This window comes from Mycobacterium sp. MMS18-G62 (genome assembly GCF_053877835.1).
The window spans coordinates 2,190,195-2,210,728 of the sequence record NZ_CM132662.1 but is presented as its reverse complement, the minus strand read 5'-3'; the positions used below and the strand labels follow the sequence as shown (position 1 = coordinate 2,210,728).

Here is a 20,534-nt window from a genome sequence, read left to right as displayed (position 1 = left end):
CTGAGTGCAATTTCGACGCTAGGCGCCGCCGAACTTAGCTTTTCTCGTCGTCTCCGTCTACGTCCATTTCACGTAGCTCGCGCTTCAACACCTTGCCCGTCGGGTTGCGCGGCAGCTCGTCGAGGAAGACCACTTCGCGAGGCACCTTGTAGCGGGCCAGATGCTCCTTGACGTAGGACTTGATGTCCTCCTCGCCGATGCTGGCGTCGTCGGTCTTGACCACGAAGGCGCGCAGCCGGTGCCCCCACTCCTTGTCCTCCACGCCGAGTGCCGTGGCCTCGACAACCTCCGGGTGGCCGCTGATCAAATCCTCGACCTCTGCCGGGAAGACGTTCTCGCCGCCGGACACGATCATTTCGTCGTCGCGGCCGCTGACGTAGAGCAAGTTGTTCTCGTCGAAGTAGCCGACGTCACCGGACGACATCAGGCCGTCGATGATCTGCTTGTGGCCGCCGCCCGTATAGCCCTCGAAGGGGAAGGTGTTGCCGACGAAGATCCGGCCGACCTCACCCTGCGGAAGCTCATTGCCGTTGTCGTCGAGGATCTTCACCTTCACGCCCTTGACGACCGGCCCCACCGTCGCGGGGTTCTTCTCCAAGTCCTTGGGCCTGGCGATGGTGGCGAACGCGATTTCCGTTGAGCCGTAAAGGTTGTACACGACCGGACCTAGGTCCTTCAAAGCACGCTGCGCTAGTTCAGCACCGAGCTGCGATCCGGAAACGAACACGATCCGCAGCGACGACAGATCCGGCTTGGTGTCCATCTTCTCCAGCGCGTCGAGCATCCGGGACAGCATGACCGGGACGACGACCACGGCAGTCACCTTGTGCTTCTCGATGTCTTCGAAGACTGTCGGCGGCTTGAAGCGCCGCCGCAGGACCAGCGTGTCGCCGAGCATCATCGCGATGGTGGCGTGCAGATAACCCAGTGCGTGGAACATCGGTGCCGGCAGCGACGTCACCTCGCCCGCCTTGAACGGCACGTGCGACAGGATGCCGCCGATCGGCGCCAACGACGGTGGTGTGCTGCGGTTGGCGCCCTTGGGAGTTCCGGTGGTGCCACTGGTCAGAATGATGATCGACGAATGCTTCGTCACCTTGGGTGCGGGCTTGCCACTACTGCGAGCAACCAGGTCTTCGAGTGTCTCGTCGGTGCTGGACGAGTCCTCCTTATCGGGGTTGGTGCCCAAAGCGCGTAGCTTGCCCAGCGGCGTATCGGCCTTGGACACCGCATCGAAGTACTCGTCGTCGTAGATGATCAGCTTGGCGCCCTCGCGCTCGGCGACCTCTTTGATCTGCGGTCCGGAGAACTCGCTGTTGAGCAGGATTATGCGGGCACCCGTGCGCGCCGCGCCGTAGACGGCGATCAAGAACCAGCGGTGGTTTCGCGCCAGGATCGCGACACCGTCGCCGCCCTTCACACCCTTCTCGAGCAGACCGTTCGCGACCTCGTGAGCGGCGTCGTCGAGTTCCTTGAACGTGATTTCGCCGAAGTCGTCGATGATCGCGGTGCGGTCGGGCGTACGGCGTGCGTTGAGCGCCGGAATCATGCCGAATTCGCCCCAACGGCGGATGTCCGCGACCATCGCGGCGACATTCTGCGGCGGCTCGATCTTGAACGCGCCGGCCTCCAGCATCTTCAGGGCGTAATGCAGTTCGGCTGAGCCACGCTCGGCGAGCTGCTGGATTTTGCCGACTGCCTGCAGCGGAAGATCAGTTAGCTTGGGCATAACCTCACCATATGTGACGCTCGTCGCACCGCGGCCCGAATGCTGAGCGCAATTACCATGGCCACATGGCCGCTCCACTAACGCTGGATGTGGACGGTCGGCAGGTGTCCATCACCCACCCTGACAAGGTCGTTTTCCCAGCGATCGGGGTTACCAAACTCGACCTGATCAACTACTACATCTCTGTCGCCGGCGGTGCGCTGCGCGGCGTGGCCGATCGGCCGATGATCCTCAAGCGGTTCGTCAAGGGCATCACCGAAGAGGCCATATTCCAAAAGCGGGCTCCAGAGAAGCGACCTGACTTCGTGGATGTCGCGGAACTCAAGTACGCATCGGGCACCTCGGCGAAAGAGGCGGTCATCCACGACGCCGCCGGCCTGGCCTGGGCGGTGAACGTCGGATGCGTCGACCTCAACCCGCACCCCGTTCGCGCCGACGATCTCGCACATCCGGACGAACTGCGCGTCGATCTCGACCCGATGCCGGGCGTCGAGTGGCAGCAAATCGTCGACGTTGCACTGGTTGCCCGGGAAGTCCTCGAGGAACACGGCCTGACCGCATGGCCCAAAACGTCGGGGTCGCGCGGCTTTCACATCTATGCCCGCATTCAGCGGCGGTGGCCCTTCAAGTTCGTCCGGCTGGCCGCACAGACGGTAGCCCGCGAAGTGGAACGGCGGGCGCCGGAACTGGCCACGGCTCGGTGGTGGAAAGAAGAACGCGAGGGCGTGTTCGTGGACTTCAACCAGAACGCCTTCGATCGCACCGTCGCCTCGGCGTACTCGGTCCGCGCGACGCCGGATGCCCGGGTGTCGACGCCGCTGTACTGGGATGAAGTCGCCGACTGCCGACCGGAGGCGTTCACGATCGCGACTGTGCCGAAGCGCTTCGAACACGGCGACCCGTGGGAGGCAATCGACGACCACACCGGCTCGCTGGACGCACTGCTCGATCTCGCGGACCGGTTGGGGCCTGCCGAGAAGGCGCCGAAGGGTGCAAAGAAGGGGACCGGCAGGCGAGAGTCCGTGATGCCGCTGATCGAGATCGCCCGAACCAAGACCAAGGACGAAGCGATGGCCGCACTCGACCAGTGGCGCGAACGTTACCCGTCGGTAGCTGAAAAACTGGAACCCGCAGACATTCTCGTGGACGGCATGCGCGGCCCCAGTTCGATCTGGTATCGCATCCGAATCAATCTGCAGCACGTCCCCCAACAGGAGAGGCCGCAGCAGGAACCGCTTCTTGCCGACTACAACCCCTGGGAGAACTATTCCGGACCGCAGTGGATGCGTCGCGGCTGATCAGTTTGCTGTCAAGGCCAAAACCGGTTCTTATTAAAGTATTAGCGGTTACTCCCCGTTGCCTTACTTCGGCTCATTACCGTCAGTGACAGGTCGGGCGATCAAGGGAGGCTGCGGATGTACGGTAATCCGGCATTCGACTGCGATGGCGCCCGGATTCGAGCGCACAGCCGTCAGCTGGCGACAGTGGTGTCGATCAGCGGCAGCCTGCACGATGCGAACCTCGACCGGGTAGGTCAGCACACCAAGCGCTTCGTCGTTCGCGAGAAGCCGGTGATTCTGGACCTCAGCGGCGTGAGTTCAGCGTCACCGCAAATTGTTTCGCTGCTCTACGACATCGACGATGCGTGCACGGCCGCCGGCGTCGAGTGGTCTTTGGTGGCGAGCCAACCGGTACACCGCACATTGCGCCTCGCCGAGATCGAGGTGCCGACCGATGGTTCGGTCGCGGATGCGCTCAACCATTTCGCTGACGAGATGCTCGAGCGCCGCCGGCTGCTTCCGCTTCTCACTAAGAGCGCTTAGAGACAGGGCTTATCACAGTGCTTATCGATATCCGGTGGTTGAGGTTCTTGGTGCACGGCCGGCGTCAGAAGTCGCGCGGGCAGACTCTCGCTCTGACGAGCCACTGACGCAAACCCGCTTATAGTCATCACCCGTGTCGGGTGGTTGGGGAACGGTGTTCGGCGAGCTCGTCCCCCTGGCCCTCGTTGTCGCGGCCTCGCCCGTGTCGATCATCCCGGCCGTCATGCTGATTCTGCAGTCCGACCGGCCACGGCCCACCGGGCTGGCGTTCCTACTCGGCTGGACGGCCGGCCTGATCGCAACGACCGCCGTCTTCGTACAAGTGCCGCGCTTACTCGACGGCCTCGACCAGCCGGCACCCCGCTGGTCTGCCTGGGTGCGCATCGTGGCGGGCGCCGTGCTGATCGCGATCGGTGTATGGCGCTGGGCGACCCGTCACCGGTCAACCGTCGCGACGACTCCCTCGTGGTTGAACCGGCTGAGCAGAATCACGCCCACCGCCGCGTTCGCTCTCGGTTTCGGGTTGATTGTGGTCAATCCGAAGGTGCTGCTGATGAATGCCGCGGCGGGTTTGGTGATCGGTACGGCAGCGTGGGGTCTGCCGGGTACCTGGCTTGCTGTTGTCTACTACTCGGCGTTGGCGGCGTCGACGGTCGCCGTACCGACACTGGCCTACGTGGTGGCGGGTGACCGCGTCGATCGTGCGCTCAAACGGCTGAAAGAATGGATGGAGCGTCAGCACGCGATGCTGATGGCCGGCATCCTGCTCGCCGTCGGTTTGTTGTTGGTATTCACCGGCTTTCGCGCGATGTAGCCCCTCATTCGGGCTTGATTTCGTCCTGGTACTTCTTCGTCATGTGGTCGATGGCCTGCAGCTGTGTTTGGGCGAGCTCTTCACGCACTCCGCTGGCCCGTGCCGCCGCATCGAGCGTCGGTTGCGCTTGGCCCTGGAAGTGGGGAATGACCTCGGCGGCGAACAGTTCCGCGGACCGTTTTGTCGCCGCGGGGTTCGCCCACTCGTGGCCCATCTGCAGAAAGCAACCGAACCCGCCGGACTGATCCCATAGCCGCTGCACCTGTGCGCGCGCCCGTTCCGGCGTGCCGATAACACCGGCCCCGGCGTCGTTGATGATGTCGATCATGTCGTCGAGCTGCTCGCCGGGAATCGTCATCTGCGGGAAGGCGGCCACCTTCTGGAAGTAGCGGAACCAGGGCTCGATTCCGAACTTGACGTCGGCGCGGGCCTGTTCTTCGGTTTCGGCGATGTGCATCGGTCCCACCAACGTCCAGTTCGCGCGATCCACCTGAGTACCGAATGCGGCCGCACGCTCCTCGACGATGCCCCAGTGGTAGGCCAGCGCGTCGAAACCCTCCACGACGAGAGTGGCCCCGATGGACAGCAGGCCGATGCCGTGCTTACCGGCCAGCCGCGCTCCCGTCGGCGAAGCCACCGCGGCGACCGCCAGCGGGATGCCGCCGTCGGAGTACGGCGCGAGTTGCAGCTGTGCGTCGAACAATTCGTGCGTCGCGGTCTTGGCCGACACCGTCTCGCCTGCCAAAAGCCGCACAACGATGTCGAGGTTCGTCTCGAGTAGCTCACGCGTGTCGGTCGGAGTGAGCCCGATCATCGCGGAATCCGTTGGCAGAGAGCCGGGTCCGACGCCACCGATGATGCGGCCGTGGGTGAGATGATCGAGCAGCATCAACCGGTCGGCAACCCACAACGGGTTGTGATACGACAGCGAAATCACGCCGGTGCCGAATCGGATCCGCTTCGCGCGCTCAGCGGCCGCAGCGATGAATATCTCCGGTGAGCTGATGATCTCGCTTCCCGCCGAATGGTGCTCACCGATCCACACTTCGTCGAAACCGACGGCGTCGATGTGTTCGACGAACTCGAGATCGCGCTGCAGTGCGAGTGTCGGATTGGTGCCGGCGCGGTGGAACGGCGCGATGAAGTATCCGAACCTGAGTTTGGCCATTGGCTGCCCCTTTGCGGTCACGATGACCTGAGGTTAGTGCCCGCGCCGGTTCGTCAAAGGCGATCACGGGTAACTGGTCGGTGTGACCGACCGGGAGTACAAGCTGCTGCAAGAGCTGCTCGGCACGTACGGACCATGCGGCCAGGAGGACGCAGTCCGCGATGTCTGCCGCAGGGAGCTCGCGCCCGTCGTCGACGAAACATGGGTCGACGAAGCGGGCAACCTCGTCGGCCTCGTCCGCGGCAAAGACAGTTCGACCGCAACGCGGGTGATGGCGCACATGGACGAGCTCTCGATGCTCGTCAAGCGGGTGAAGTCGGACGGCTCGCTGCACCTGACGCAGCTGGGAACCATGTATCCGGGCAACTTCGGGCTGGGTCCCGTCGCTGTGCTCGGCGAGCACCAGACGATCTGCGGCGTGCTGACGCTGGGATCTGAGCACACGACGAAGGAGAGCCAGCAGATCTGGGAGACCAAGCCGGACGAAGGCGACAAGGCGCTGGACTGGATGCACGTCTACGTCTTCACCGGCCGCACACCGGAAGAGTTGTCGGGCGCGGGCGTTCGGCCGGGAACACGGGTGTGTGTGGAACGGAGCAAGCGGACACTGGTCGAAGTCGGTGACTACCTCGGGTGCTATTTCATGGACGACCGGGCTGCAGTGACGGCGCTACTGCAGACGGCGCGGCAACTGCGTGAGCGTGGACAGGGCCCGGTGTCCGACACGTTTTTCGTATTCACGACCAACGAAGAGATCGGCGGTATCGGCGGTTCTTATGCGAGCCGAACGCTTCCAGGTGATCTGACGCTGGCGCTGGAGGTAGGCCCCGCGGAGGCGGAGTACGGCACGACGGTCGCCGGCGGCCCGATCGTCGGCTACAGCGATGCGCAGTGCGTGTACGACAAGGATGTCGCTGACCGATTGATGGATATCGCAACGCAATTGGGTCTGTCACCTCAGCCCGCGGTGCTGGGCGCGTTCGAATCCGATGCGTCGCATGCGAAGGCGAGCGGCCTGTCGCCCCGTGCCGGCCTACTCTGCCTGCCGACGCTGAGCACCCACGGCTACGAAGTCATTCCGCGCGACGCCATCCCCGCGATGACCGAGGTGCTGGTCGAGTTCCTGGTTCAGTAGTGCTGGGTCATGCTCAACACGACGTAGGCCATGCAGATGAGCAGGTTCAGCAGGACGAGGACCACGCCGGCGACGATGAGCGCCTGGATGCCGCTGCGACGTCTGCGCTCGAACCTGGTGACGCGTTCCTCGTGCTGTATCGCGGTGGCGGTGAGCGCGAATTTGAGATCGGTCAGTTCACGTGCGTCGCACGGAGCGCCCGCCGCTATTTGCTGCAGCCGCGTGGGCGCGATCCCCACACCGACGCCCGCGCAGCGCCGGCTGATCCGGCGTGCGTGCCTAATGCCCAGTTCGTGATCCCGCGGGGTTCCCCATACACCCGCGAGCGGATTTGACGGGGTGGTCATAAACGAGCATTGTCCTACTGGAGCGCGTCAATTATGGCGAAATCGGCACTGCCGCTACTGAACCGGACAGACTCCGCGTTCGAACGTACCGATGATCAGCGCGGCGGGGGATTTGCCAGAGCTGGCGGCCTTGCAGCCCGGCGGTCGGCATAAGCTTCGTCTATGACGGAGTCGCGACGGGGCCGTCCGCGCAGCCATACCGTGCATGCCGCGATTCTCGCGGCCACCCGCGCGCTGTTGATTGAATCCGGCTACGCCGCGTTGTCCATGGACCGAGTGGCCAACCACGCCGGGGTCGGCAAGCAGACCGTCTACCGTCGGTGGCGGTCCAAAGCGCCGCTCGTGGCCGAGGCGATCCTGGACGCTTATCCAGGCGGATTCGAACTGCCCGACACGGGTGACATCGCCGCCGACCTGCGCTCGTGGCTGCACACGAATGCGAAGGCCCTTGAGGCGCCGCAGAATTCGGCCCTTGTGCGGGCGCTGGCCGCTGCTGCGGCCGATGATCCGTACGACGGAGAGGCCCTTTACCGTCAACTCACCGGGCCGCAACACGACGCGGTCATACAGCGACTTCAACTGGGCGTCGACGCGGGTGTGATCCGAGAGGAAGTCGACCTGGAGGCCGTGGCCGATGCCGTGATCGGGGCGATTCTGTACCGCGTGGTGTCCCGCAGCTCGACAACCGACGAAACCCTCGGTCATTTTGACGGGCTCGTCGACGCCCTCGTCGCGGGCCTCAGCTCGCCGTCGGCGCGCCGACGTTCAGGGCGATGACGCCCCCGTCGACGAGCAGGTCGGTCCCCGTGACGAAGGACGAATCCGGCCCGAGCAGAAACGCGGCCGCAGCGGCGATGTCGTCGGGAGTTCCCATGCGCCCCGTCCCCGACATCGCGACCATCGCCCGCATGCCATCTCCTGCCGGCGAGTTCAGCTCCTCCTGACCCATCGGCGTGGAGATGATGCCGGGGCTGATCGAGTTGATACGAGCGCCGCGCTTTCCCCATGCAGTGCTCGCGGCCCGAACCCGAATATGGTTGGCCTGCTTGGCGATTCCATACGCAATACCGGGCTCGCTGAGCTGTTGCGGACTGACGGACGGCAGTTGCAACAATTCGGCCGCAGGTGCGTGTGCCAGCGCGTGCTGTTGCTCTGGCGTCACGGGCGGGAACATGTGGCCGGCCATGCTCGCGATGACGACGCCCGCCCCTCCCGGCGCGACGACTTTGACGAATTCGTCGAGAACGAGCGCGACGCCGAGCAGGTCGACCGCCAGGATCGCGGCACTGTCGGCCTGTGACGGCGAGAGCCCGGCGGTGTGGGCGACCTGGGTGACCGTGCCCAGCGACGCGGCTTCCTCGGCGAGTGCCGTGACGGACTCGGCGGAGGAAACGTCGACGCGACGGGTATGGACGTCGTGGCCATCTGCGGACAGCGCCGACGCGGCCGCGTCCAGCGTCGTCTCGTTGTAATCGGCCAGCAGTGTCTTCTTGCCCGACCCGCAGCGGCGGGCGATCGCATGCCCCATGCCGCCGACACCGATCACGACCAGCACGTCCCGAGCCACCATCCGACCTCCTTCATGCGAGACGTTTTGTCTCGTTATCGGAACGTACATGACGCCACCTATCGAAGGCGATCCCGTTGCGCTTTCGATACTGTTCACCGGTGACCGACGCCTATTACGAACTCGTCGACCCGGACCATCCGCAAGGCGAGATGTTCAGCGCATCCGACCACGTGATCAGCACGTGGGGCGCATCGATGCAGAACGCGGCGCCGGTATCCGCTTTGCTGGTGCGCGCGCTGGAACGCTGCACACCTCGCGACGACTCCAGGCTGAGTCGTGTCGTAGTGGACCTGCTCGGACCGGTACCGGTATCCGACCAGCTGTGGGTTCGCGCACGAGTCGAACGTTCCGGCACGAAGATCGAACTCATCGGCGCCGAGATGCTGGCGCCCGGACCGTCCGGTGAGCCAAGGCCCGTCGCGAAGGCCAACGCGTGGCGCTTCCAGCAGCACGACACCGACGAGTTGTTCTTCACCCCTGCCCCGCCGCTGCGGCCGCTCAGCGAGGGGCGCCGACGGCATCCCGACGACAACACAAACCAGACCTACATCCAGAGCCTGGACTGGCGCTGGCTCAACGACATCCTGTACGACGTACCCGCCGAGTGCTGGGCTCGGCCGGTAGTAGATCTCGTCAAAGGTGAAACGCTCACGCCGATGGAGCGGCTGTTCTCGGTGGCGGACATCGCCAACGGGATGGGCAGCCGGTTGTCGTTGACGGAATGGACCTTCCTCAACACCGATCTAGTCGTGCACATCCACCGCGTGCCCGAGGGCGACTGGATTGGCGTACGGGCCGAAACCCATTACGGCGGTGACGGAGTCGGCGTATCCGTCGGCACGCTGTTCGACGAACGTGGGCCCGTCGCCGCCATTCAGCAGGCGCAGCTTGTGCGGCGCCGCTGAGGCTCAGACCTCGTCGGCCAGTTCCTCTATACGGTCGGCCTGTGCGCGCTTGGCGGCCGCCTCACTGCGCTTCTCCTGCGCGTCCTTCAACTGCGCATCGGCTGCTGTAGTAACGGTTCGCTCGGCAGCGCGGATCTGCGCCTCTTCTTCGCGCTTGGCGACTTCAACGGCGCTCGTACGCCGGGCGGCGACGTCGTCGGCCTGTTCTCGGACCGCGCCAATGCGCTTTTCGGCACTTTCAACAGCGGCGCGCTTGCGGTCCTGCGCTTCTTCGCGCGCTGCTTGGACCTCGCGCTCGGCCTCCGCATGCGCCTCTTCGCTTTCCTCGGCGGCCTTTTCGCGCGTCACCTTGACGTTGGCATCCGCCTGCTTGATGTTTTCGGTGGCGGCCGCGTCGAGCCGGGCCGCGCGACGGAGCTCGTCGCTGCGCTCGACAAGCGCAGCTCCGCGCTGCTCCAACTCCGGAGCGCCAAGGGCATTGCCAACCGTCGCATCGAGCAGCCCCAGTGAGCGCTCGTAGAACAGACGCGCGGGCGCCTCGGAATCCATCCGGGCGACCACACGGTCTTCGATCAACTGAAGCGGGAATCGCGCGAGCTGGTACTGGAATCGCAACACTGCGAACGGGATATCGGTGATGTTCATCGGTAGCTCCTGTTTCCTGCCGCTTCTCAGGGCAGATCGGCGTTCTTGGTCAAACTGTCGGCCTGCCGCCTGATGCGGTCCGCCTCCGCTCGGGCAACGGCCGATTCCCGGACCGCGTCCTGATGGTCGTCGAGCGCATCTGCGACTTCCTCGCTCGCGGCGCGGACATCCTCGCGCTCCTCCGCCTTCGCGCTCTCGACCTCGCGCTGAGCGTCACGTTCGGCCTCAGCCTGTTGCTTGGCGAGATCTTGATGCGCAGCCTGCTCGGCAGACCGCTTCTGCGCGGCCTGTTCCGTGCGGATCGCGGTCTCCTTCGCCGCCGCCTCGGCGTTCACCGCGCTTCGTTCCGCTGCCCCTTCGGCTTTGGCATCAGCCGCCTCAGCGCGGGCCTTCGCCGCCTCCGCATCGGCGAGCGACTCTACTCGGCTGGCCTCCTTGCGCTGCTCGGCTTGTGTCTGCTCGAGCTGCCCCTGCGCGGTCAGCGAATCGTTGCCGATCACGGCCCCGAGGACTTCCTTCGCCTTGCCCTTCACGGAGTCGATCAACCCCTTGCGCGTCTCGTGCGCCTTACCGGATCCACTCATCTGTCGTCACCCCTCATGCGTCGGTTGCCCCTCAGGTTCCACCGACACGAAAAACCAAACCCAATGTGGTGTGCGCCACTGCGGCTGCGCCGTTCTGCATAGGGTGGCCACATGAGCGGCGGGGAGCAGCGCGCCGGGGTCGATCTGACAAACCTCGATCAACCACTGAGCCCCGACGCCGACGCCACCAAGCGGGACTTGGTGGATTACCTGGACGCGGTGGCCGACCGGATCTTGCCCGGACTGGCCGGACGTCCACTTACGGTCATGCGCGTGCTGCGTGGGCAGGCGCCGTTCATGCAGAAGAACGCGCCGAAGTACACCCCTGACTGGGTGAGAACGGTACCGATTTGGGCGGAAGCGTCCAAGAGAGAAGTGCACTACCCGATATGTGACGACCGCAGGACATTGATGTGGCTGGCCAATCAGCGCGCCGTCGAATACCACCCGACGTTGGGCTTGGCGGACAACATCTATCGGCCGACGCACCTGGTGCTGGACCTCGACCCGCCCTCAGCCGATTTCCGCGCGGCGGTCGCGGTCGCTTTCCTGGTGCGTCAGGCGCTGGTGGATAGCGGCTTGGCTGGCGTCGTCAAGACGAGCGGCGCAAAGGGCCTGCACGTGTTCGTGCCGATCGACGACAGCGCGCCGGTAGACGATGTGGCCGCGGCAACCCGAGCGCTCGCCGCGCGTGCCGAAGCTCTCGATCCCGGCTTGGCAACGACGGCGTTCATCGTGGAGGACCGCGAAGGCAAAGTATTCGTGGATTCGACTCGCGCCGGCGGCGCGACCGTCGTCGCCGCGTACAGCCCCCGCTTGCGTCCGGGCACACCGGTGTCGTTTCCGTTGGACTGGTCAGATTTGGACCGGGCCACCCCCGCCGGCTTCACGGTGCACACCGCGATCGACGCCCTGGCCGGGCGCGATCCCTGGGGTGAGCAGATGCCGGCCCCGCAGCGCCTACCAGCCGATCTCATCGAGCAGGGTCACACGATCCCTGTCGCTCGAGTGGCCGCCATGCATGAAGGCAAGCGTCGCGCCCGGGCACGCAGAACCACCGGCTGAGATAAAAAGAATGGAAGAAATGATTTCTTCCATTTCCAACGTATAACGCACATGGGGGCTTGCGGCAAGACCCCGGTCGTACCGCACAATCGCTGGCCTAGGCCGGAACCGTGAAATTTGGGGGCATGTGTCAACTCGAGGGTACGAAGCGGAATTGCGTTCTGAGCGGAGCTATGTGGCCGGGCTGTACACGCGGCTCGATGCCGAACGCGCACAGGTGAAGGGCAGGTACAGCGCGGCGCTGCGGGGCAACGGCGGCACACTGATGGAACGAGACGACGAGGTACGCGCGCTCGCCAAACAAGCGAAGCGTTTGGACGTGGCCGACAGCGGACTGTGTTTCGGTCGACTGGACTCGATTTCGGGCGAACGGTTATACGTCGGCCGGATCGGCATTTTCGACCGCGACAACGAATACGAGCCGTTGCTGGTTGATTGGCGGGCGCCTGCGGCGCGCGCGTTCTACATCGCCACCGGCGCGCACTCGGAGGGCATGCGTCGCCGGCGCCAATTCCACACCCGCGGACGCGAAGTCGTCGAATTCACCGACGAGATCCTCGGCCGCCCAACGGGAGACGAACGAGGGGATGCAGCCTTGCTCGCGGCGGTCAATGCGCCGCGCGGTGAGGGAATGCGGGACATCGTCGCGACGATCCAGGCCGAGCAAGACCACATCATCAGGCTCGACCACTCTGGCGTGCTGGTGATCGAGGGTGGGCCGGGAACCGGAAAAACGGTGGTGGCGCTTCACCGCGTCGCGTATCTGCTCTACACCCAGCGCAAGCGCATGGAACGCCATGGTGTGCTGGTCGTCGGGCCCAATACGGCGTTTCTGAGCCACATCAGCCGCGTGCTGCCGTCTCTTGGCGAATCCGACGTGGTGTTCATGACCACGGGCGATTTGGTGCCCGGTCTGCACGTAACCGCCGAAGACACCGACGAGGCCGCGCGGCAGAAGGGCTCGCTGGAGATCTTGAAGGTGCTCGCAGCGGCCATCGCGGACCGGCAGCGGCGGCCGAAAGATCCGATCCCGATCAAGCTGTCGGACATCACTGTGCCAATCGACGCCGAGACGGCGGAGTGGGCCATTCAGGAGGCGCGTGCCAGCGGGCTGCCACATAACGAGGCTCGCGCGGTGTTCATCGACATCATCACCTACGTGCTCACAGAGCGGGCGATAGCGCGGATCGGACGAGGCTGGCTCACCCGGGAGGACCGCGAACCCTGGGCGCGCCTGAGGGCGGACCTGATCGACGAGCTGGGCGATAACGAACCATTCGCCGCGGCGATCAACGCACTCTGGCCGGTGGTGACACCCCAAACCCTGCTGGCAGAGTTGTACAGCTCCCCCGAACGGCTACGCGCCGCAGGCGCCGACGAGGCGCTTTACCGCTCCGATGGCGACGCTTGGACGGTGTCGGACGTGCCGCTGCTCGACGAACTGGTCGATCTGCTGGGCCGCGACAAGGCGGCCGACGATGCGGCTGAGCGGGAACGCAAGGCGGAGGAAGAGTACGCGGCCGGCGTGCTGGACCTCATGATCAGCCGCGAGGACTTGATGGACGACGAGGACCATCTGCTCGCACAAGACATGTTGTACGCCGAGGACCTGGCCGAGCGATTTGTCGAGCGCGACAACCGTGAACTCGTCGAACGCGCTGCGGCAGACCGGGATTGGACGTACGGGCACGTGGTGGTCGACGAGGCGCAGGAATTGTCCGAAATGGATTGGCGGGTGCTGATGCGCCGCTGCCCGAGCCGATCGTTCACGGTGGTCGGCGATCTTGCCCAACGCCGGTCGGTTGCGGGCACGACGTCGTGGGCCACGGCGCTTCAACCGCACGTACCCGATCGCTGGGTCTACAGGTCGCTGTCGGTGAACTACCGCACGCCGGCGGAGATCATGAGCATCGCGGCAGCGCTGCTCGCAGAGTTCGCGCCGAACGTTGCGCCGCCGGAGTCAGTGCGCGCGTGCGGCGTTCGGCCATGGTCGCGACGGGTGACCGAAGACGAATTGCCAACTGCCATCGAGGAATTCGTACGCGACGAGGCTGGGCGCGAAGGCACCTGCGTGGTGATAGGACCACCGGGTACGCCGGGCGCGGTGAAGCCGTCGGAAACGAAGGGGCTGGAATTCGACGCCGTTCTGGTTGTGGAACCGGATCGGATCATGGCCGACGGCCCACGCGGTGCGGCCGAGCTGTACGTGGCGCTCACCCGCGCGACTCAGCGTCTCGGTGTAGTGCATCAGGGCCCACTTCCACAGGCCTTGACCGGACTTGCCCTACTTCCAAGCGAACACCGGCTGCTCTAGTTCGTCGACTGCGTCATGGCGGCCTTCCAGGCAGAGCCACCGCAGTTGCAGTAGGACTGCACCCGTCGGCGCGTGGATGAGGTCATTTCCCAACGGGATTTGCACAACCGGACGTGGGCTTTCGGGGATCGTGATGAACCGCGGCGAATCATCACGCAAGAGTTGGTGCAGCCCGACTCGGTAGACAGCCACCACCTCGTCGGGCGCGGGACGGGGCTCGAGCCGTCCGCCGCCCCAGATCACGACCGGGGTTATGACGTATCCGGATCGAGTCGGGTAGTCGTCGAGCAGGCCCAACACAGAGGAGCCGGGCAACTCGACGCCGACCTCCTCGTCCAGTTCCCGCAGCGCTGCGTCGATCACGCTTTCACCAGGGTCGAGGCGGCCGCCTGGCAGCGCCCATTGAGCGGCATGCGATGTGAGACGAGATGCCCTGCGGCACAGAAAGAAAGCGGCTCCACCCGACACGTCGACCATACGGCCGTCAAGCCCCGCGTCGATGGGACGCCCGTCGATCCAGTCATCCACCGGTGCCGGGTCGACTCGGTCCTCACCGACCACCGAGTCGACGAGCACCACCGCGACGGCTGCGTGCCGCTTCGTCGGGTCCGTCACCTCACGTCGGTCGTGACCCCCCAAGCGGGTCCGCACCTGGTCCCGCAGCGCCTCGTCATACGTGATCGTCACCGTTTGACCATAAGCAGCCTCAAATGCCGGCGGCTATTCCCCCCGTCACCCGCAGGGTTTCGCCGGTGATGAACCGCGCGCGATCCGATGTCAAGAACAGCATCGTGTCGACGATGTCGGCCTCTGCACCGTCGGCATCGATGAACTGCATCGCTTTGACGCGCGCCATCGCGGCCTCGGGCAGTTCGGCGCGGATGGTGTCGGTCAAGATGAGGCCGGGCGAGATCGCGTTGACGCGAATACCGTCACGGCCGAGCTCACGCGCGAAGGTCAGAGTGAGCCCGGCGACCGCGAGTTTCGATGTGCCGTAAGCGGTTCCACCCAGATGTGCTGCGGCCGACGCGATGTTGACGATGCTGGCGCCCGCGCGGCCGGTCATATGCGGGCAGGCCGCGAGCGTGCAGGTCATCACGCCGAGCACGTTGACGTCGAACAGTCGACGCACCTTGGCAAGACCCATCTCGCGTATCGGCCTGCTGTACTCGTCGCTGTGCAGTCCAGCGTTGTTGATCAGCAGGTCGACACCGCCGCGGGCGCCACTGACCTCGGCCATGATGTCCGACATCCGGGCGTCGTCGGTGACGTCGCCGACATAGCCGGTGGCTCCGGCTCCGGACTGCCGGATGGCGGCTGCCGCAGCGTCGACTTCGGCCGCGTCGAGGTCGACGAGTACGACGTGGGCTCCTTCTGCTGCTAGCGCCACGCCGAAGGCTCTGCCGAAACCGCGGGCGCCGCCCGTGATGACTGCGGTGGTTCCGGCGCGTGGTGTCGCCGCCTCATTCTGTGGGTTCGTCTGCGTCGTCACGTCAACAACCGAGCGCTATGGCAGCACGGTGCGCATCAACATCACGTTGTACGCCGACCACAACGACAGGTTGAAGTAAAGCTCCTTACCCGTCGACCACGGATGCAGGTACGGCGCGTAGATGCCGCCGGGGAACTGCATCGACGGCACGAGCAGTTGCTCCGGGCTCCATGGTCCTTGGGGCGCGGGCGCGGTTCGGGACACGACGTCATTCATACCGTTGGTGTACAGCACCAGGTATTGCTTGAGATACGTGTTGAATTGGGCCGACATTTCACCCACCGGCCCGGGGATCACGGGTGTCGCAGCCCCGGGGTTCGCCGGCACCCAGGCATTGCTGTCGGAGTTCCAATACTCGTAGCGCCTGAGATCCGGCAAATAGCCGGGGAGAGCTCGCGACACATACGCCGAACCGCCACGACCCGACGGTGTCCCAAAGGAGTAGATGTACGGGTCGCCCGGCCCGGGCTTCAGGAACGCACCCTGCTGGAAATTCTCGTTTCCGGCAACGTACTGAACGTCCGGAATGGCGTCCGGTCGGGGCGTGCGGACAGAGTCGGGGTAGATGCCCCAACGCTCGCCATTGTCAGGGGACACCGCGATTGCCGAGTAGTTCGTCGTCCATGCGCCGTTGCTATCCCAACTCTTGATGGACATGAAGGTGAGGTATTGCGTGTTGCCGACGGAGATGCCCGCGGTCGGGATGATTCCTGTCTCCGTCGGCGCCCACTTGGTGCTGTTGACGATCTGTTTGGAAACACCGGGGGCCCACAGCGGTGAGCCCGAATACTTGTTGGAGACAACGCCATTCGGCACGGTGATGGTCTTGGCCAGCGATCCGTCTTGGCTGCGGAACAGCGTGTTGTACCGCCACTGCTGGCCATGAACGCTGCAGTAACCGTAGGTGTCTCCGAACGCCATGAGCACTTGATGACCCGCGGGATCGCCGTTGTCCCACATGATTCCGAGATCGGTGCCGGTGATGGAGAAGCGTCCGATGGTGTCGTTCGGGCTGTCCGGTCCCGTCACCCATCCGACGAGCGATGTCCCGGGGGGTGCAGGTGGCGGCGCGGGCTGAGCTGCATTGGGCAGCTGCTGGTTAGCCGCGTCGGGAGGGGTTGGTGAAGGCGCGACGGCCGCTTGCTGTTGCACTCGCCCGGTCTGGGGTGACCCGTTGAGCAGAGCCGATGGCAGCTGGCCCAGCCTCGGCAGCGGTGCGCCCTCATTCGCATTGCGGGGTCGCTGCCCTGTCGGTCGGCGGTTGGAGGACGACGGCAAATCCGGAGTCGCTTCCGAGGCGGCAGGAGGTTCGGCGGCTGCGGCGGCACCTTGGCAAGGCTCCGCGGCCGCGTGTGGGGCAACGCCGATCGCAACGGAAAGGACAAGGGTGGCCGCCGCCGCCACGGATATCGATGCGATCGGCAGACGCGGCGACATGTCACACCTTTCAGGGGCACGACGTCGCGTTGACGTCAGCGGTTGGCTGATGTGACGATAGTGATAGATGGGGCTTTTGTGATCAATGATGCCTCAATAGGTATGCATCCGTGACCGTGTCGCAACCGATCTTGTTGGGAATGCACGCGGACGCGGAGCGCATTGGCAGAACATTTTCCGCGCAGGCTTACCAGCATCGCTTAGCGAAATCGCCTGTAATACATCCTATCTGGTGGCTTGAAGATATCGTTCACGAATGAGCGATGTGACGACGCCGTCCACCCCGACTGGTCCAACGCGCGCTCCGACGAGCACCAGGCGGGCGGTGCTCAACACCGTCAAGGGCTCCGCGGGAAACCTCGTCGAGTGGTACGACGTGTACGTCTACACGGTCTTCGCCCCCTACTTCGAGGCGCAGTTCTTCGACAAGAACGACTCCAACTCGACGGTCTACATCTACGCGATCTTCGCGGTCACGTTCGTCATGCGACCGGTGGGATCTTGGTTCTTCGGCCGATACGCCGACCGCCGCGGCCGCAAGGCCGCCCTGGTATTCAGCGTCTCCCTCATGTCGGCCTGCTCGTTCCTGGTGGCGATCATGCCGACCCGCGAGATCCTCGGCTATTGGGCGGCGGTGATTCTGATTCTCGCGCGACTCTTGCAGGGATTCGCCACCGGCGGCGAGTACGGAACATCGGCGACATACATGTCGGAGGCGGCGACCGCGCGCCGACGCGGCTTCTTGTCGTCGTTCCAGTACGTCACCCTCGTGGGAGGCCACGTCCTCGCCCAGTTCACCCTCCTCATCGCTCTCAGCGCCTTGGATGTCGACGCCCTGAACGCATGGGGGTGGCGGATCGGATTCTTCATCGGTGGCATCGCAGCCCTTGTGGTGCTTTGGATTCGACGTTCGATGGACGAGTCGCTCAGCGAGTCGCACCTGGAGGCCATCCGCGAGGGCAAGGACAATGACGCCGGATCGATGAAGACATTGTTGACCATGCACTGGCGCCCCCTGCTTCTCGTTTTCCTCATCACGGCGGGTGGCACGGTCGCGTTTTACACGTACAGCGTCAACGCGCCGGCGATCGTCAAGTCCACCTTCGGGAGTGACCGGGCGATGACCGCAACATGGATCAACCTGCTGGGCCTGATCTTCCTGATGCTGCTGCAGCCAATCGGCGGCCTCATCAGCGACCGGGTTGGCCGCAAGACACTGCTCGTCTTCTTCGGAGTCGGCGGTGTCATCTACACCTACATCCTGCTGACGTACCTCCCGCAGACCACCTCGCCATTCATGGCGTTCACATTGACGGCCGTCGGTTACGTCATCATCACCGGCTACACCTCGGTCAACGCGATCGTGAAGGCGGAGTTGTTCCCCGCCGAAATCCGCGCGCTCGGTGTGGGATTGGGCTACGCGCTTGCGAATTCGGCGTTCGGCGGCACGGCGCCGATGCTGTATCAGGCCGCCAAGGGGGCCCATCACCCCGGCTGGTTCATTTTCTACGTCACGGCGGTGATCGGCGTGAGCTTGCTGGTGTACGTGTTCGCGCTGAAGAACAAGGGCATCACGGTGCTCGATCGCGAACAGGGCAGCGCCTGGGAGGTGCCCGCTTCGTCAGCTGTCCGTTGAGCTCGTACTCAGCGTCACGTCGCGTGAATCCTCTTCGAGTCTTCGGACCAATGGGAGCGCCTTGGCGTTGATTTCATGCTCGCGGCAGACAGCGAAGCCGTTCACGACCTCCGCCGCCTCGAGCACTTCCCCCAGTTTCACGCAGAACACACAGATCATTCGATTCCCTCGTGTCGACAACGGCCAGCCGCTAAGACGATTCGGTCGCAGGACCGTGAAGTCGCCGCGCTGCCGACGACTTTCGCCAGATACGGACAACGAGTGTGGCCGCGAACAATGCGACCACAGCCATCGGGATCGCCAGCCCGAGCCCGTCGAATAGGCAACCCAGCACCGATAGTCCGGTGCCCAGCACCGCCAACAATGCTGGTGGCAAAAGCCTTTCGGCAACGGCGTCGACCCAATGGTCGCGCTCTGTGACTGTTTCATAATCGCCGATGAGCTTTGACGCCCTGCTAAGGACGCCAGGTGGGCACGGCGACATCTGCCCCACCGGCTTGTCGACGTCCTGTGGCAAGAGCACTTATCGGGACGGCCGTGAATCGGGATGTGGATCTGCGGCGGCCGCTCCCGCGCCAAATCCGATGGCGACCAATGCGGCAGCCACCGATGCGGCAACTGTGCATACAACCGCGACGAAGACAACTCTGCGCATATTCCCCAGACCCATCGTCGATTACGTAGTGACCTCGGCAGAAGGTACGTCGCCGACATATGGATCCGCTGTGCGCCATTTATGCCTGAGTTATGTATGTGTCGGCTATGCGACACCGACACCGCTCGCGATGCGCAGCCCGGTGACAAAGCGTTCCGGTTGCTCCCAGGCGGAGAAGTGCCCTCCGGTCGGATGTTCATCCCAGACCCGGACGTCGAAGAAGCGCTCCGCGAACGATCTCGGCGCTGGGACAAGATCGTTCGGGAAGACGCTCACGACGGTCGGCGTCGCGACCTCGGCCACCGGGTCAGTCTCCTCGACGTAGGACGAGAACGACGTTCCGATTGTGCCGGTCACCCAGTATGCGGTGACCCAGGTCAGCAGATCATCGCGCGGGAAGACGGACTCGACGTCGCCACCGCAGTCGCTCCACGCCCGCAGCTTCTCCACGATCCAAGCCAGCAGTCCGGCAGGGGAATCGCCCAGCGCTATGGCCAATGTGTGCGGCTTTGTCGACTGCTCCAAAGCGTATGCGCCCTCGGTCATTTGCCATCGCTGACCGGCGGTCAAGTAGGCCTGTTCGTCGGGGGCCAGTTCGTCGCCGTCAATCGAAAACAGGTGCGGGTAAGGCACATCGGTGAGGTGCAGGGCCGAGACGCTATGCGGTGCGATCACGGCGAGGCGCTCGGCGACGAGGCTGCCTACGTCCCCGCCCGAGACGATGTAGTCCTGATAGCCAAGCCCCGCCATGACGGCCTTGATGACGTCGGCCATCGCCGTCGCCGACATTCCCGGTTTTGTCAGCGGCGGGGCGAAGGGGAAACCGGGTAGGGCCGGCACGACCATATTGAGATCCGTTAGCAGCGGCAGTACACGCTCGTAGCGGAGCACCGAGTCGGGCCAGCCATGCAGCAGCACCACCGTCGCTGTGTCACCAGACGACTTCTGGTGCAGGACACGGTATTTATCCCCTGCGACGTCCACAGTCTCCCACGGGAGTGACCTGATGCGTTTCTCGTGGGCGCGCCAGTCATACGAATCGGCCCAATAGGAGACCAACTCGGTCAGGTACTCGGCGTCGACTCCGCGCTCCCAGCCAATGCCCTCCGGCAACCTGACACGATTCGTCGTGCGTAGTCGGCGACGAAGATCGTCGAGAATGGACTGTTCAACTATCGGCGGTGCCGTCGTCAGATCATCCGTCTTGGTAGTCAT

Annotated in this window: 19 protein-coding genes; 9 read left to right on the top strand and 10 right to left on the bottom strand. The window is 64.4% G+C overall.

What is annotated here, in order from left to right; translation table 11 throughout:
- Window positions 1–34: 34 nt before the first annotated feature.
- Window positions 35–1,729, bottom strand: coding sequence for a long-chain-fatty-acid--CoA ligase FadD2 (gene fadD2, locus ACWW36_RS11030; protein WP_456141571.1), 1,695 nt, complete (start codon window positions 1,727–1,729; stop codon window positions 35–37).
- 65 nt (window positions 1,730–1,794) lie between these two features.
- Here fadD2 and ligD point away from each other — a divergent pair, with 65 nt between their 5' ends.
- From ligD to ACWW36_RS11015, 3 genes are all read left to right on the top strand, one after another.
- Window positions 1,795–3,027: a non-homologous end-joining DNA ligase gene (gene ligD, locus ACWW36_RS11025; RefSeq protein ID WP_456141570.1), complete on the top strand. Its 1,233-nt coding sequence runs from the start codon at window positions 1,795–1,797 to the stop codon at window positions 3,025–3,027.
- 117 nt (window positions 3,028–3,144) lie between these two features.
- The gene (locus ACWW36_RS11020) at window positions 3,145–3,552 is read left to right on the top strand and encodes an STAS domain-containing protein (protein WP_456141569.1); all 408 of its coding nucleotides are present in this window, start codon (window positions 3,145–3,147) and stop codon (window positions 3,550–3,552) included.
- A 133-nt stretch (window positions 3,553–3,685) separates the two neighbouring features.
- Window positions 3,686–4,366, top strand: a complete 681-nt coding sequence (locus ACWW36_RS11015) for a GAP family protein (protein WP_456141568.1) — start codon at window positions 3,686–3,688, stop codon at window positions 4,364–4,366.
- Window positions 4,367–4,370: 4 nt separating this feature from the next.
- Here ACWW36_RS11015 and ACWW36_RS11010 read toward each other — a convergent pair whose 3' ends face one another.
- On the bottom strand, window positions 4,371–5,534 hold the full coding sequence (locus tag ACWW36_RS11010) for an LLM class flavin-dependent oxidoreductase (protein ID WP_456141567.1): 1,164 nt from the start codon (window positions 5,532–5,534) through the stop codon (window positions 4,371–4,373).
- An 82-nt stretch (window positions 5,535–5,616) separates the two neighbouring features.
- On the opposite strand from ACWW36_RS11010, the gene ACWW36_RS11005 reads away from it, so the two are divergent.
- A complete protein-coding gene (locus ACWW36_RS11005) occupies window positions 5,617–6,669 on the top strand; it encodes a M42 family metallopeptidase (RefSeq protein ID WP_456141566.1) in 1,053 nt (350 codons plus the stop codon).
- On the opposite strand, the gene ACWW36_RS11000 is transcribed toward ACWW36_RS11005, so the two are convergent.
- Window positions 6,663–7,016, bottom strand: coding sequence for a hypothetical protein (locus ACWW36_RS11000; RefSeq protein ID WP_456141565.1), 354 nt, complete (start codon window positions 7,014–7,016; stop codon window positions 6,663–6,665). The genes ACWW36_RS11005 and ACWW36_RS11000 overlap by 7 nt on opposite strands.
- A 162-nt stretch (window positions 7,017–7,178) precedes the next feature.
- Between ACWW36_RS11000 and ACWW36_RS10995 the strand changes: the two genes are divergently transcribed.
- Window positions 7,179–7,793, top strand: coding sequence for a TetR/AcrR family transcriptional regulator (locus tag ACWW36_RS10995; protein ID WP_456141564.1), 615 nt, complete (start codon window positions 7,179–7,181; stop codon window positions 7,791–7,793).
- On the opposite strand, the gene ACWW36_RS10990 is transcribed toward ACWW36_RS10995, so the two are convergent.
- Window positions 7,756–8,583 (bottom strand): SDR family oxidoreductase, encoded by an 828-nt coding sequence (locus ACWW36_RS10990; protein WP_456142445.1) that lies wholly within the window; start codon window positions 8,581–8,583, stop codon window positions 7,756–7,758. The genes ACWW36_RS10995 and ACWW36_RS10990 overlap by 38 nt on opposite strands.
- Window positions 8,584–8,684: 101 nt before the next feature.
- On the opposite strand from ACWW36_RS10990, the gene ACWW36_RS10985 reads away from it, so the two are divergent.
- Complete coding sequence (locus ACWW36_RS10985; protein ID WP_456141563.1) at window positions 8,685–9,491, top strand: thioesterase family protein; 807 nt, start codon at window positions 8,685–8,687, stop codon at window positions 9,489–9,491.
- A 3-nt stretch (window positions 9,492–9,494) separates the two neighbouring features.
- Here ACWW36_RS10985 and ACWW36_RS10980 read toward each other — a convergent pair whose 3' ends face one another.
- Together ACWW36_RS10980 and ACWW36_RS10975 are read right to left on the bottom strand one after the other, a co-directional pair.
- Complete coding sequence (locus ACWW36_RS10980) at window positions 9,495–10,136, bottom strand: IF2 family translation initiation factor (RefSeq protein ID WP_456141562.1); 642 nt, start codon at window positions 10,134–10,136, stop codon at window positions 9,495–9,497.
- A gap of 26 nt (window positions 10,137–10,162) precedes the next feature.
- Window positions 10,163–10,720: a CsbD family protein gene (locus ACWW36_RS10975; protein WP_456141561.1), complete on the bottom strand. Its 558-nt coding sequence runs from the start codon at window positions 10,718–10,720 to the stop codon at window positions 10,163–10,165.
- Between the two features lie 111 nt (window positions 10,721–10,831).
- On the opposite strand from ACWW36_RS10975, the gene ACWW36_RS10970 reads away from it, so the two are divergent.
- Window positions 10,832–11,785 carry a DNA polymerase domain-containing protein gene (locus tag ACWW36_RS10970; protein ID WP_456141560.1) on the top strand — a complete coding sequence of 318 codons (954 nt, stop codon included), beginning with the start codon at window positions 10,832–10,834 and terminating at the stop codon, window positions 11,783–11,785.
- Window positions 11,786–11,912: 127 nt separating this feature from the next.
- Window positions 11,913–14,099: an RNA polymerase recycling motor ATPase HelR gene (gene helR / locus ACWW36_RS10965; RefSeq protein WP_456141559.1), complete on the top strand. Its 2,187-nt coding sequence runs from the start codon at window positions 11,913–11,915 to the stop codon at window positions 14,097–14,099.
- On the opposite strand, the gene ACWW36_RS10960 is transcribed toward helR, so the two are convergent.
- From ACWW36_RS10960 to ACWW36_RS10950, 3 genes are read right to left on the bottom strand one after another with little or no spacing between them, the layout of a single operon-like run.
- Complete coding sequence (locus ACWW36_RS10960; protein ID WP_456141558.1) at window positions 14,070–14,786, bottom strand: NUDIX hydrolase; 717 nt, start codon at window positions 14,784–14,786, stop codon at window positions 14,070–14,072. The genes helR and ACWW36_RS10960 overlap by 30 nt on opposite strands.
- A 19-nt stretch (window positions 14,787–14,805) precedes the next feature.
- A complete protein-coding gene (locus ACWW36_RS10955; protein WP_456141557.1) occupies window positions 14,806–15,591 on the bottom strand; it encodes an SDR family NAD(P)-dependent oxidoreductase in 786 nt (261 codons plus the stop codon).
- Window positions 15,592–15,606: 15 nt separating this feature from the next.
- Window positions 15,607–17,028: a DUF4185 domain-containing protein gene (locus ACWW36_RS10950; protein WP_456141556.1), complete on the bottom strand. Its 1,422-nt coding sequence runs from the start codon at window positions 17,026–17,028 to the stop codon at window positions 15,607–15,609.
- 256 nt (window positions 17,029–17,284) lie between these two features.
- Here ACWW36_RS10950 and ACWW36_RS10945 point away from each other — a divergent pair, with 256 nt between their 5' ends.
- On the top strand, window positions 17,285–18,664 hold the full coding sequence (locus ACWW36_RS10945) for an MFS transporter (RefSeq protein WP_456141555.1): 1,380 nt from the start codon (window positions 17,285–17,287) through the stop codon (window positions 18,662–18,664).
- Between the two features lie 760 nt (window positions 18,665–19,424).
- Here the strand turns inward: ACWW36_RS10945 and ACWW36_RS10940 are convergent.
- On the bottom strand, window positions 19,425–20,534 hold the full coding sequence (locus ACWW36_RS10940; protein ID WP_456141554.1) for an epoxide hydrolase family protein: 1,110 nt from the start codon (window positions 20,532–20,534) through the stop codon (window positions 19,425–19,427).